A 12343-nucleotide genomic window follows, 5' to 3' on the forward strand; every position below is an offset into this window, starting at 1 on the left:
TGTTAAAGATCTTCCGGCCAAGGGAAGCATTCCGCCGTGATCTCCGGCGTGTGGTAATAATTCTGTAAAGCCTTGATTAAGCGTGCCGGACGTTCCGGAATGCCGTTCTCAAGATATGTCATCACCTGCGCGTGTACGCGGCGCTGGAAAACAATACGGTCCGGCTCGAAGTCCCCTTCAAGGTTGTCGCAGCTGACGTTGAACGGGAAACCCGCCGCCACGCAGAACAGCCACTCCAGCGCCTGCGGTTTCACTTCCACATCTTCAAACTGCCCCTGCGTAGCGGCGTCACGTCCGTCCGGGCAGTACCAGTAACCGAAATCCACCAGTTCGCGACGCGCTTTCCCTGCGATGCACCAGTGCGAAATCTCGTGCAGACCGCTGGCGTAGAAGCCGTGCGCGAACACGATACGGTGATACGGAACCTCGGCATCAGCAGGAAGATAGATCGGTTCGTCGTCGCCTTTAATCAGACGGGTATTAAAATCTTCAGCAAAACAGCCGTCAAAAATCTCAATCAGCTGTTCGTATTTATGCGTACTGTTCATTAGTTCATCCCCAACCAGGTGAGGATCTCCTGTCCATGGCTGTCATAAAGCAGTTTGGCGCTCATTACCGCCGAGACGATAACGATCATCGGGCGAATCAGTTTTTGTCCTTTGCTTAACACCAGACGCGAGCCTGCACGCGCCCCGAGGAACTGCCCTGCCATCATCACAAAGCCGGTTGCCCAGATGACCTTGCCGCCAATGATAAACAGCAGCAGGCCGCCGACGTTCGAGGTGGCGTTGAGCACTTTGGCATGGGCGGTAGATTTGGCGAGATTAAACCCGGCCAGCGTCACAAACGCCAGCGCGTAAAACGAGCCTGCGCCCGGGCCAAAGAAACCGTCGTAGAACCCCACGCAGCCACCGGCAATCAGAGCAAAGGGCAAACCGTGCAGACGACGCTGACGATCTTCTTCCCCGAGCTTTGGCATCAGCAAGAAGTAAAGGCCGATGCAGATGACCAGAACCGGCAGGATCTGGCGCAGAATATCGGACTGCACGTGCTGAACCAGCAGCGCGCCCGACGTCGAGCCGATAAAGGTCATCAGAATATTGAGCTTCTGGTCGGCAAGATTGACGACCTTACGGCGAATAAAATAGAGCGACGCGGAAAGCGAGCCGCCACAGGCCTGGAGCTTGTTGGTCGCCAGCGCCTGCGCCGGACTCATGCCCGCCGCCAGCAGCGCGGGTACGGTTAACAACCCGCCCCCGCCCGCAAGGGCATCAATGAAACCGGCCAGCATAGCCACAAAGAACAGCACCACCAGCAGCAGCGGTGACACCATAAACAGATCGACGAAATTATCCATTAAAGTACATGCTCATCCAGTAGCGCCTGGCAGGAAGGCGGCAACGGAGGCGGTGTCTTCTTCTCAGGCTTAGAGGTTCCAGGTTTTGCCGGTTCAAACCAGCTTTGCAGTTCCGCACCACAGCCATCGCCTGGCGGAGGCAACGGCTGATCTTCACATTCCAGGCTGTTTGCCGGGCAACGCAGACGAACGTGCATGTGGGCGCGATGCTGGAACCACGGGCGCACTTTGCGCAACCAGTCGCGATCGGTTCCCTCATCGAGGCACAGCTGTTGCTTGATAGCCGGGTTGACGAAGATCCGCGTAACGTCGTTATCTTTTGCCGCCAGCTTAATCAGGCTGAAGATATCCGGCGTCCACAGTGAGGGCACAACGCGCTTACCGTCGCCCGACACCAGATCCAGCGCCTGCGGTTTCAGCAACTGGGCTGAACTCCAGCGCGCTTTCGGCAGCTGCAGGAAGATATCGACATCCAGTCCGGTCTGGTGACTGGCGTGTCCACCGTTAAAACGACCGCCGGCAGGCATCCCCATATCGCCAATCAGCATCGTGCCCAGCCCCAGGTTATGCACCTGATTTCCCAGACGCTGGATGAACAGCACCAGGTCCGGGTGGCCGAAATAGCGTCGCTGATCGGTACGCATCACCTGGTAGGTATCGGACTGCAGAGGTAACTCCTGTGCACCGACGATACATCCGTTCGAAAAAGCGCCAATAGACTGGGCGCTCCCCGCCACCGGGTGGGTGATTTTTTGCCATGGCGTCGCGGCCAGACTGGCTCCACTGGCCAGCAGCGCCAGCAGAGCAATTGCGGTTTTTTTCATGTTTACCAGCGTGGAATGGTGGTCGTCACATCCGCGTTCTGCGCGCGCTGGCGCAGGAAGTGATCCATCAGCACGATCGCAAGCATCGCTTCTGCGATCGGCACCGCGCGGATCCCCACGCATGGATCGTGACGTCCTTTGGTGATCATCTCAACTTCTTCGCCATCGCGGTTAATCGTGTGGCCCGGCACGGTAATGCTGGAGGTTGGCTTCAGCGCGATATTGGCAATAATCTGCTGCCCGCTGCTGATCCCGCCCAGAATGCCGCCCGCGTGGTTGCTCTGGAAGCCCTGTGCAGTAATTTCATCGCGGTTCTGGCTGCCGCGCAGGGATACCACGTCAAAACCGTCGCCAATCTCAACGCCCTTCACCGCGTTGATGCTCATCAGCGCGTGAGCGATGTCGGCGTCGAGGCGGTCAAATACCGGCTCGCCCCAGCCCGCCGGGACGCCATCGGCCACCACGGTCACTTTCGCGCCAATGGAGTCGCCCTCTTTCTTCAGGCCGCGCATGAGTTCATCCAGCGCTTCAAGCTTGTCGGCGTCCGCACAGAAGAACGGGTTTTGCTCGACCTGATCCCAGTCTTTGATCGCCAGCGGAATGTCGCCCATCTGGGTCAGACAGCCGCGAATAACGATGCCGAATTTCTGCTGCAGGTATTTCTTGGCAATGGCCCCTGCCGCCACGCGCATCGCGGTTTCGCGCGCCGATGAGCGTCCGCCGCCGCGATAGTCGCGAAAGCCGTATTTTTGTTCGTAGGTGTAATCAGCGTGGCCCGGACGGAAGACGTCTTTGATGGCGCCGTAGTCCTGGGAGCGCTGATCGGTATTTTCGATCAGCAGACCAATGCTGGTGCCGGTGGTGCGGCCTTCAAAAACGCCGGAGAGAATTTTGACCTGGTCCGGCTCGCGACGCTGCGTGGTGTAGCGAGAGGTGCCCGGACGACGACGGTCAAGGTCGTGCTGTAAATCTGCTTCGGTCAGTTCTATACCTGGCGGTACGCCATCAACGATACAGCCCAGTGCCAGCCCGTGCGACTCACCAAACGTGGTCACCCGGAATACCTGTCCAATACTGTTTCCTGCCATCACGGCTCCGATGTTGTTGTTTGTGTTTGAGCGTTGTGAAACGGGCCGAAGCCCGCTGGATTAATCTTTATAGATGCTGAAGTGTTCGCGCGCGTCGAGCAGCTGCGCTTTGGTCAGCATAAAGACGCCGTCACCGCCGTTGTCGAACTCAAGCCAGGTGAACGGCACATCCGGGTACTGCTCTATCAGATGTACCATGCTGTTGCCCACTTCACAAATCAGAACGCCGTCGTCGGTGAGATAATCCGGCGCGCAGGCCAGAATGCGACGGGTCAGCTTCAGGCCGTCAGAGCCTGACGCCAGGCCCAGCTCCGGCTCGTGACGATATTCACTCGGCAGATCGGACATATCTTCCGCATCAACGTACGGCGGGTTGGTGACGATCAGATCGTACTGCAGCGTCGGCAGGTCGCGGAACAGGTCAGAGCGAATTGGCGTAACGTGATGGATCAGGCCGTGCTCTTCAATGTTGTGCTCGGTCACGGCCAGCGCGTCGGTGGAGATATCGACGGCGTCCACTTCCGCTTCCGGGAAGGCGTAAGCGCAGGCAATGGCAATGCAGCCGCTGCCGGTACACATATCCAGAATGTGCTGCGGCTGATGGCCGATCAGGCCTTCAAAGTGGTTGTTGATCAGCTCGCCAATCGGCGAGCGCGGCACCAGCACGCGTTCATCGACATAGAACTCGTGGCCGCAGAACCAGGCTTTGTTGGTCAGATAGGCGACCGGAATACGCTCGTTCACGCGGCGGATCACGCGCTCAACGATACGGTGTTTTTCGCTGGAGGTCAGACGCGCGGTGCGCATGTCTTCCGGAATATCCAGCGGCAGGTAGAGGGATGGCAGTACCAGCTGCACGGCCTCATCCCACGGGTTATCGGTACCGTGACCGTACCAGATATTGGCAGCGCTGAAGCGGCTAACCGACCAGCGCAACATGTCCTGTATGGTATGCAGCTCGTTTACTGCTTCATCGACAAATATTTTATCCACTCTTTCCTCCAGGGCATGCTCGCATAATTTTCGGCGGCTAGTTTGCCATGAAGACGGCGATAAATCAGCAATGACGCGTCGCGCTTGAGGTTAAAAAATGCGTTTAGTCGGGTACACTATTGGAAATACGAGATGAGAATGACGAATGAAAAAGAAAACATCGCTCAGCGAGGAGGATCAGGCGCTCTTCCGCCAGCTGATGACCGGAACGCGCCAAATCAAGCAGGACACCCTCGTCCACCGTCCGATGCGCAAGAAAATCTCCGAGGTGCCGGTCAAAAGACTGTTGCAGGAGCAGGCCGATAACAGCCACTATTTTTCAGATGAATTTCAGCCTCTGCTCAACACGCAAGGGGCTGTGAAGTATGTACGTGAAGACGTCAGCCATTTTGAGCTGAAAAAATTACGCCGTGGGGATTATTCGCCTGAGCTGTTTCTCGATCTGCACGGATTAACGCAGATGCAGGCCAAACAGGAGCTGGGCGCACTGATCGCAGCCTGTCGCCGCGAACATGTGTTTTGCGCCTGCGTGATGCATGGCCACGGTAAACATATTCTGAAGCAACAGACACCGCTGTGGCTGGCTCAGCATCCACACGTGATGGCATTTCATCAGGCACCCAAAGAGTACGGCGGTGATGCCGCATTACTGGTGTTGATTGAAGTGGAAGAGTGGCAACCGCCAGAATTACCCTGACAGGACGGCGGGAGGCAAAGTTTGCGCCCCCGCGTTATCGCACGTCACGTCAGATGGCTTTTGCCATCTTCAGGTTGCACGGACTCATTTGCCAGTTGAAGACACCTTTACCCGTTTCGTCGAGAGAAACATTGGCAATGGCAGATGTCGTGAACATCGGCGGGGTTTCGCCCGGGCACAGTTCAGATACCAGATAGCCAACCAGTGGCAGGTGGGAAATGACCAGCGCGGAGGCGACACCTTCATTGCACAGCGCCTGAAGATAAGCACTGACAAGGCCGACATCGCCACATGGGGTGAGTTCAGGGAGAACATCCACACTGGCTGGCAGGTTCATACACTCCCCCACCACTTCCAGCGTCTGTTCTGCACGCAGGAACGGACTCACCAGAACGCGTTCGATGTCCACTTTTTGACCTTTAAGCCAGGTCGCCATCAGACGAGATTCGTCGCAGCCACAGACGGTCAAAGGACGTACTGAGTCACTGGCGGCATCGAGTGCCGCGTCGCCGTGACGCATGATAAAAACTTGCATATTGCACCGCTTTTGTTAACCAGAATCACCGGCGTTAACTACCCGCGATAAATGCTGAGAGGTAGAAAACCCGATGGCCGGGCATTGTGCCTGATCCATTCGGTGAATGAAACGCTGTTTTTTACCTCAATGGCGTAAGTATAGTCAATCTCTGTTTACAAAATCGCCAGAACAGGTTCATTCACTTCAGGATTTACCCTTCTTTGACCTCAGTTTACGAGGTCAGTTTCCCTTGCGGGCCAAAATGTCTGGCCCCGCTCCGCCATCTGCAATAATTCGTCACACGGTGTAAACCGGGGGCCATATTGCGAAGCCAGACGTTGCAGGATTGCAACCACTTCACCCGCGCCGAGCGTATCCATGTAACGGAACGGGCCGCCAAGAAACGGCGGGAAACCTATGCCAAATACCGCGCCGATGTCGCCATCGCGCGCGCTCTTGATCACCTGCTCACCGAAGCAGCGCGCCGCTTCATTGAGCATCATCATCACGCAGCGTTCAGCACACTGAACGGCGGACAATTTTCCCTGACCGGTGGTCGAAATAAGCCCATAAACCGAAGGGTCGACCTGTTTTCTGCTTTTACGCCCTTTCGCGCCGTAAAGATAGAAACCGCGTTCATTTTTTCTGCCTTTGCGATCGTCCTTCAAAATTGCAGAAACAATGTTTGCAGGTGGGCTAAAACGATCTCCATAAGCTGCTTCCAGCACAGGTATAATTTTAGTGCCGGTGTCTATTCCCACCTCATCCAAAAGTTGGATTGGGCCAACAGGGAAACCAAACTTCACCAGCGCCTCGTCGACATGCTCGATTTTCTCGCCTTCCGTCAGCAGCCGCATCGCTTCATTAATATAGGGTGCCAGAATGCGGTTGACGTAAAAACCGGCTTTGTCCGCGACGACGATCGGCGTCTTACCCTGCATTTTGGCCAGTTTCACAACGGTGGCAATGGTTTGCGGGCTGGTTGCGGCATGCGGGATCACCTCTACCAGCGGCATTTTTTCTACCGGGCTGAAAAAGTGCAGGCCTATCACCTGCTCCGGACGCCCGGCCTTTGCCGCAATATCGCCAATCGGTAAAGACGACGTGTTTGAGGCAAAAATGGTATGCGGCGCGCAATATTGCTCAACGTCAGCGACCATTTGCTGCTTAAGCGCCAGGTCTTCAAACACGGCTTCAATCACGACATCGCGGTGGGCAAAACCGCGATAATCCGTCGTGCCGGAGATCAACGCCAGGGTTTTATCACGCTCGCTGGCTCTGATATGGCGACGTTTTACCTTTTGATCAAGGTTCTGCCAGCTGTACTGCAGCGCGTGGTTGATCCCTTTCGCAGAGATGTCTTTGATCCTTACAGGCAATTTGCCTTTGCTTGCGGTAACAAAAGCGATACCACCGCCCATAAGGCCGCCGCCCAGCACGCCAATGGCATGCAGCGGCGCGGGTTGCGCCTCGCTGCCGGGATCTTTTTTCACGTCGGTGCTGGCGAAGAAGATGCTGCGCAATGCCTGTGACTGTGGCGTCATCGCCAGTTCGCCAAAGGCTTTGGCCTCAGCGGCATAGCCGCTACTGGTTCCCTGAGACAGCCCGGTTTCAATAACCTCCAGGATCCGCTTTGCCGCCGGATAGTTGCCTTTAGTTTTCTGTTCGGTCTTTTTGCCCACCATCCTGAACAGCAGCGTTCTCCCCAGTGGCCCGGCGAGCACGCGCTCGCGTACCGGCAGAGGACGTTTTGCCTGACGCCCTTTCAGCGCAAGCTCAACGGCGGCCTCCAGCAAAATGGCGTGCGGCACGACGTCATCCACCAGACCGGCTTTTAGCGCCTGGCGAGCACGTAACTGTTTACCGGTTAAGATCATCTCCAGCGCCGTGCTGACGCCCACCAGGCGCGGCAGACGCTGCGTTCCGCCAGAGCCAGGCAGCAGGCCAAGCTGCACTTCAGGAAGGCCTAAAACGGTTTTCGCATCGTCGGTACAGATGCGGCTGTGGCAGGCCAGCGCCAGCTCCAGCCCACCGCCCAGACACGCCCCGTGGATCGCAGCAATAACCGGAATTGGCAGGCTGTTGATTTCCGCCATTACCTGCTGGCCCTGACGCGCCAGCTCTTCAGCATCCAGCGCGCTTTGCGCCCGGGCGATCATGTTAATGTCGGCCCCGGCAATAAAGTTATCCGGCTTAGCAGAGATAAATACCAGACCGCGAATGGCCTTGTTTTCGCGGATCTGCTTTAGCATCGCGCGCACCTGAGTGCCAAACTCGGCCTTCAGGGTATTCATCTTTTCATCAGGGACATCAATGGTTATCACAGCGACGTTATCGAGGCGAACTGTCAGGTTAAATGCAGATGTCATTTCCATTATTCAGCCTCCAGAACCATTGCTGCGCCCAGCCCGCCCGCCGCACAGGCGGTGACGAGACCAAAACCGCCGCCACGACGGCGTAACTCATGGAGTGTTTGGGTGATCATCCTCGCCCCGGTCGCCGCAAACGGATGACCGTAGGCAATGGAGCCCCCCAGCACGTTGAATTTACTCTGGTCCACTTCACCGGTGGCGTGCGCGCGGCCCAGCACGTCGCGCGCAAAACGCTCGCTTGCCAGCAGCTGTACGTTAGCCAGGGTTTGCGCGGCAAACGCTTCGTGCATGTCAATCAGGGTTAAATCCGCCAGCGTCAGCCCCGCGCGATCCAGCGCCAGCGGCGTGGACCATGCCGGGCCCAGCAGCATGTCCTGCCAGACATCAATGGCGGTGAAAGCATAGCTGCGTAAATAGCCCAGAGGCGTGATCCCAAGCTCTTTCGCGCGGGATTCGGTCATCAGGATCACGGCCGCGGCGCCGTCCGTCAGTGGCGTACTGTTAGCCGCCGTTACCGTACCGTGTTTACGGTCAAACGCTGGGCGCAGTTTTGCGTAATCCGCCAGCGTCGAGGTGCCGCGAATATTGTTATCCTCCGCGAGCGGTTCACGGAAAGGAGGAATATAGGCGGTCATGACCTCGTCGGTGAGTTTCCCTTCCGACCAGGCTTTTGCCGCAAGCTGATGTGAACGATGCGCCAGGGCATCCTGCTGTTCGCGGGTAATGCCGTACGTTTTGGCCATCTGCTCGGCGGTATCGCCCATGCGCAGGCCGGTGGAGTATTCCGCGACGGCAGGTGGCACAGGCAGGAGATCGCGCAGGCGTAAACGCGAGAAAAGTTTCAGTTTCTGCCCGGTCGTGCGGGCTTTGTTGGCATCCACCAGGATGCGCGCCAGCTTTTTGCTGACCCCAATCGGCAGTACCGAAGAGGAGTCCGCCCCACCTGCAATCCCGGCGCGGATCGTACCCGCCATCAGGCTTTCTGCGACGTTAGCCACGGCCTGGAAACTGGTTGCACAGGCGCGGCTGACGCTGTAGGCATCGGTATGAACGTTCATCCCGGTCCCGAGAACAATTTCTCGTGCAATATTGGGGGCTTCCGGCATCTGCACTACCTGGCCGAAAACCAGTTGTTCGATGACCTCAGGCGGAATTTCGCTGCGAGCCAGCATCTCCCCTACTACCATTTTCCCCAGGTCAACAGCCGGTATGCCGTGAAACGCCGTAGCCTGACGAGCAAATGGCGTGCGCAACCCACTGACGATGGCAATACGGTCGCCCTGACGGGTAATAAGCGGTAATGCCTGACTCATAACACTCCCCTGTAAAAAATTTTCGCAAACGTTAAGTGGTCTGACCTGATAATAGTCTTAACCATTTTTTTACATTCAGCCAATCGGGGAAACGAAAAAGTGCGAGCTAAAACACAGAGAAGAAAAAGAAAATGCCCCTGCATGGCAGGGGCATTTGTGCAATGTGTTGCCGGATGGTGGCGTTGCCTTACCCGGCCTACAAAATCGTAGGCCCGTGCAAGCGAAGCGCCGCCGGGCAAAAAGAAATTAACGCAGGCCTAACTGGAAGATCAGCGTTTCGGCTTCGCAGGCGAAGACAAAATCGATATCCAGCTTCACGCCGCCGTCTACTTCAGTGAAGGTAGACTTGATTTCGCACGGATCGGATTCAACGTCACGGGCACGCTTGCTCAGCGCGGCCAGAGTCTCTTCCGCTTCGGCACGGTTGGTGAATACACGGCTGTAAGAGGCGGTGCAATCGGAGTTGTCCATGATGGTGCCAACATCCATACAGCAGCAAACCGGGGTTTCATCAGCACTGCATTTACTCATAGCTCAATTTCCTCTGTATTCGCGCAGCGCGCGAGATAAACACGATGCTGATATTTTACGCCCCGGCGCGGGCGCTCTCCAGCCGTTAATGGCGTAAAAGCGGATAAGTGACCAATATCACACTAAAAAATGATCTAAAACAAAAACCACCCTTTTGGGTGAGTCGTGATGGTCACAATTTTGCCAACCAGATCTCGTTTCGTGAAACATGTTTGAAAATATTAATAAACAAACTTGCAACATTCATGCTGGTCGGACCTATACTCACGCCACTGGTCTGATTTGTCTGTCATACCTCAGACCCTACACTTCGCGCTCCTGTTACGGTATGTAACAATTATTGAATAAAAATAACTCAATGAGGTTATGGTCATGAGCCAGAAAACCCTGTTCAACAAAACTGCGCTGGCAGTCGCAGTGGCAATCGTCTCTACTTCCGCCTGGTCAGCGGGCTTTCAGTTAAACGAATTTTCTTCCTCTGGCCTTGGCCGCGCGTATTCAGGGGAAGGTGCTATTGCTGATGATGCGGGTAACGCGAGTCGTAACCCGGCATTGATCATGATGTTTGATCGTCCAACCTTCTCCGCCGGGGCGATTTTCGTTGACCCGGGCGTTGATATTACGGGCCGTTCACCTACCGGTGCCAGCCTGAATTCAGACAACATCGCGCCAACGGCGTGGGTGCCAAACCTGCATTTCGTGGCGCCTATAAATGACCAGTTTGGTTGGGGTGCCTCCGTGACCTCTAACTACGGTTTAGCGACCGAGTTTGGTGATAACTACGCAGCAGGTGCCTACGGTGGTAAAACTGACCTTGAAACCCTGAACCTGAACCTGAGTGGCGCTTACCGTCTGGACAGCCACTGGAGCTTCGGCGTGGGCTTTGATGCGGTGTACGCCAAAGCGAAAATCGAGCGCTATGCAGGTGATCTGGGCAAAATCGTCGCAGGTTCAGGCGCACTGCCGCCACCACTGGCGCAGCAAGTCGCGGGAATCCCGGCAGACACCCAGATTGCCTATCTGAAGGGTGACGAATGGGGCTTCGGCTGGAACGCCGGTATCCTGTACGAACTCGATAAGAACAACCGTTACGGCTTTACCTACCGTTCCGAAGTAAAAATCGACTTTGATGGCGATTACAAGAGCAGCCTGCCTTCCGCCTATAACCAGATCCTCGGCAACTTCGGCCTGCCGTTGGGTACCAACGGCAGTACCACGGGTGGTTCTCTGAGCCTGCATCTGCCGGAAATGTGGGAGCTGTCCGGTTATAACCGCGTGGCACCGCAGTGGGCGATCCACTATAGCCTGACCTACACCAGCTGGAGCCAGTTCCAGGAGCTGAAGGCGACCAACAGCAAGGGCGACACGCTCTTCTATAAAGATGAAAGCTTCCGCGACGCTTACCGCATCGCGCTGGGGACCACCTACTATATGGATGATAACTGGACGTTCCGTACCGGTATTGCCTTCGATGACAGCCCGGTTCCTGCCGACAAGCGCTCGATCTCTATTCCGGATCAGGACCGTTTCTGGCTGAGCGCAGGTGCGACCTATGCCTTCAATAAGGATGCCTCAATTGACGCCGGTATCTCTTATATGCACGGTCAAAAAGTTTCCTTCAAAGAAGGTCCGTATGAGTTCTCTTCCGAAGGTAAAGCCTGGCTGTATGGTATGAACTTCAACTACGCGTTCTAATCGCGCAGGAATTGAAAAAGGTGAGCATCGCTCACCTTTTTTATTTACTCCGAATCGATATCTTTTAGTTCGTTCTCGATCGCCTTCGCGTTTGGATTCTCTTCCGGTTTCAGCTTACCGCCGTTTGCAATAAAGTCATGATTCTGGAAGTACGCTTCACGCACCATAATGTACGGGTCAGAAGACTGACGCAGCAGACCGTCGGAGTCGAGCAGTTGCGCGCGGGTTTCAATCCCTTCCACCGTCCATTTACCCACCGACAGCGGCCAGGTCAGCCACGACAGGACCGGATACAGCGTATCCACCATATCGCCGCCATCATCACGGAGAGTAAAGCTGCCGTAGAACGGTAATTGCACGTAGGGACCATACCCGACGCCATAATGTCCCAGCGTGCTGCCGAAACGGTGCGGCTGTTCACGCTGCAGTTTCGGGTTAGCCATGCCGGCAACATCGATAAAGCCCCCCATCCCCAATATGGAGTTCAGGAAGAAGCGAGTAAAGTGGACCATCCCCTGATACGGGTCACCCTGCAGGAAGTAGTTCACCATAACCGCAGGCTCTTCGAGGTTGCTGGTAAAGTTACTTAACCCATTACGCGCAGGTTGTGGAACATAATCACGCCATGCTACAGCTACCGGACGAACCACATACGGGTCCAGCACGTTGTAGTTGAAGTTATACATTGAACGGTTAAATCCTTCGAGAGGATCGGAGCGTCCCGTTTGCTCCCCGGAGCTGGCGCAGCCCACAAGCATCGTCGCGCCCAGCGCAAGCGCCGACAGCCGAAGTTTCATAAAAATCTCCCTGTTCAGTATGGCTATCATTGATTGCCATCCGTAACGGAGCCGTTGACGCTCCGTCTGTAAACGTGCAAGCGATTGTAACAGCACGTTTACCGATGTCTATGAGCACAATTACGGGCAGTAACCACCGTGACTCTGATCTCAGCATAG

General features: G+C 55.8%; 12 protein-coding genes. 2 read left to right on the forward strand and 10 right to left on the reverse strand.

Annotated elements, in window-relative coordinates:
• Window positions 1-2: 2 nt before the first annotated feature.
• The 5 genes from GM298_RS13270 to prmB are packed head-to-tail and all read right to left on the reverse strand — an operon-like array spanning window position 3 to window position 4262.
• Window positions 3-548 (reverse strand): elongation factor P hydroxylase, encoded by a 546-nt coding sequence (locus GM298_RS13270; protein ID WP_025757147.1) that lies wholly within the window; start codon window positions 546-548, stop codon window positions 3-5.
• Window positions 548-1357 (reverse strand): sulfite exporter TauE/SafE family protein, encoded by an 810-nt coding sequence (locus GM298_RS13275; RefSeq protein ID WP_025757146.1) that lies wholly within the window; start codon window positions 1355-1357, stop codon window positions 548-550. Before GM298_RS13275 ends, GM298_RS13270 begins: the two co-directional genes overlap by 1 nt.
• Window positions 1357-2181, reverse strand: coding sequence for a penicillin-insensitive murein endopeptidase (mepA, locus tag GM298_RS13280; RefSeq protein WP_266154233.1), 825 nt, complete (start codon window positions 2179-2181; stop codon window positions 1357-1359). The genes GM298_RS13275 and mepA overlap by 1 nt, the downstream gene beginning before the upstream one ends.
• Window positions 2182-2183: 2 nt before the next feature.
• The gene (gene aroC, locus GM298_RS13285) at window positions 2184-3269 is read right to left on the reverse strand and encodes a chorismate synthase (RefSeq protein WP_025757144.1); all 1086 of its coding nucleotides are present in this window, start codon (window positions 3267-3269) and stop codon (window positions 2184-2186) included.
• A gap of 60 nt (window positions 3270-3329) precedes the next feature.
• A complete protein-coding gene (gene prmB, locus GM298_RS13290) occupies window positions 3330-4262 on the reverse strand; it encodes a 50S ribosomal protein L3 N(5)-glutamine methyltransferase (RefSeq protein WP_025757143.1) in 933 nt (310 codons plus the stop codon).
• 145 nt (window positions 4263-4407) lie between these two features.
• On the opposite strand from prmB, the gene smrB reads away from it, so the two are divergent.
• Complete coding sequence (smrB, locus tag GM298_RS13295) at window positions 4408-4959, forward strand: endonuclease SmrB (RefSeq protein ID WP_045285802.1); 552 nt, start codon at window positions 4408-4410, stop codon at window positions 4957-4959.
• A gap of 49 nt (window positions 4960-5008) precedes the next feature.
• Here the strand turns inward: smrB and sixA are convergent, their stop codons facing one another.
• From sixA to GM298_RS13315, 4 genes are all read right to left on the reverse strand, one after another.
• On the reverse strand, window positions 5009-5494 hold the full coding sequence (gene sixA / locus GM298_RS13300) for a phosphohistidine phosphatase SixA (RefSeq protein WP_025757141.1): 486 nt from the start codon (window positions 5492-5494) through the stop codon (window positions 5009-5011).
• A gap of 209 nt (window positions 5495-5703) precedes the next feature.
• Window positions 5704-7851 (reverse strand): fatty acid oxidation complex subunit alpha FadJ, encoded by a 2148-nt coding sequence (gene fadJ / locus GM298_RS13305; RefSeq protein WP_266154237.1) that lies wholly within the window; start codon window positions 7849-7851, stop codon window positions 5704-5706.
• A complete protein-coding gene (gene fadI / locus GM298_RS13310) occupies window positions 7851-9161 on the reverse strand; it encodes an acetyl-CoA C-acyltransferase FadI (protein ID WP_025757139.1) in 1311 nt (436 codons plus the stop codon). The genes fadJ and fadI overlap by 1 nt, the downstream gene beginning before the upstream one ends.
• Window positions 9162-9407: 246 nt before the next feature.
• Window positions 9408-9692, reverse strand: a complete 285-nt coding sequence (locus GM298_RS13315) for a YfcZ/YiiS family protein (protein ID WP_014832805.1) — start codon at window positions 9690-9692, stop codon at window positions 9408-9410.
• A gap of 372 nt (window positions 9693-10064) precedes the next feature.
• On the opposite strand from GM298_RS13315, the gene fadL reads away from it, so the two are divergent.
• Window positions 10065-11387, forward strand: a complete 1323-nt coding sequence (gene fadL / locus GM298_RS13320; protein WP_032672454.1) for a long-chain fatty acid transporter FadL — start codon at window positions 10065-10067, stop codon at window positions 11385-11387.
• 44 nt (window positions 11388-11431) lie between these two features.
• On the opposite strand, the gene mlaA is transcribed toward fadL, so the two are convergent.
• Window positions 11432-12184: a phospholipid-binding lipoprotein MlaA gene (mlaA, locus tag GM298_RS13325; protein WP_025757137.1), complete on the reverse strand. Its 753-nt coding sequence runs from the start codon at window positions 12182-12184 to the stop codon at window positions 11432-11434.
• Window positions 12185-12343: the final 159 nt, after the last annotated feature.

The sequence above is a fragment of the Enterobacter sp. HSTU-ASh6 genome, assembly GCF_026319105.1.
Taxonomy (GTDB): domain Bacteria; phylum Pseudomonadota; class Gammaproteobacteria; order Enterobacterales; family Enterobacteriaceae; genus Enterobacter; species Enterobacter sichuanensis.

Excerpts from the sequence above, each read along its gene's own strand:
- aroC (WP_025757144.1), bottom strand. The coding sequence starts at position 3,269 with ATGGCAGGAAACAGTATTGGACAGGTATTCCGGGTGACCACGTTTGGT.
- fadI (WP_025757139.1), bottom strand. The coding sequence starts at position 9,161 with ATGAGTCAGGCATTACCGCTTATTACCCGTCAGGGCGACCGTATTGCC.
- sixA (WP_025757141.1), bottom strand. The coding sequence starts at position 5,494 with ATGCAAGTTTTTATCATGCGTCACGGCGACGCGGCACTCGATGCCGCC.
- GM298_RS13270 (WP_025757147.1), bottom strand. The coding sequence starts at position 548 with ATGAACAGTACGCATAAATACGAACAGCTGATTGAGATTTTTGACGGC.
- fadJ (WP_266154237.1), bottom strand. The coding sequence starts at position 7,851 with ATGGAAATGACATCTGCATTTAACCTGACAGTTCGCCTCGATAACGTC.
- mlaA (WP_025757137.1), bottom strand. The coding sequence starts at position 12,184 with ATGAAACTTCGGCTGTCGGCGCTTGCGCTGGGCGCGACGATGCTTGTG.
- GM298_RS13275 (WP_025757146.1), bottom strand. The coding sequence starts at position 1,357 with ATGGATAATTTCGTCGATCTGTTTATGGTGTCACCGCTGCTGCTGGTG.
- mepA (WP_266154233.1), bottom strand. The coding sequence starts at position 2,181 with ATGAAAAAAACCGCAATTGCTCTGCTGGCGCTGCTGGCCAGTGGAGCC.
- smrB (WP_045285802.1), top strand. The coding sequence starts at position 4,408 with ATGAAAAAGAAAACATCGCTCAGCGAGGAGGATCAGGCGCTCTTCCGC.
- GM298_RS13315 (WP_014832805.1), bottom strand. The coding sequence starts at position 9,692 with ATGAGTAAATGCAGTGCTGATGAAACCCCGGTTTGCTGCTGTATGGAT.
- fadL (WP_032672454.1), top strand. The coding sequence starts at position 10,065 with ATGAGCCAGAAAACCCTGTTCAACAAAACTGCGCTGGCAGTCGCAGTG.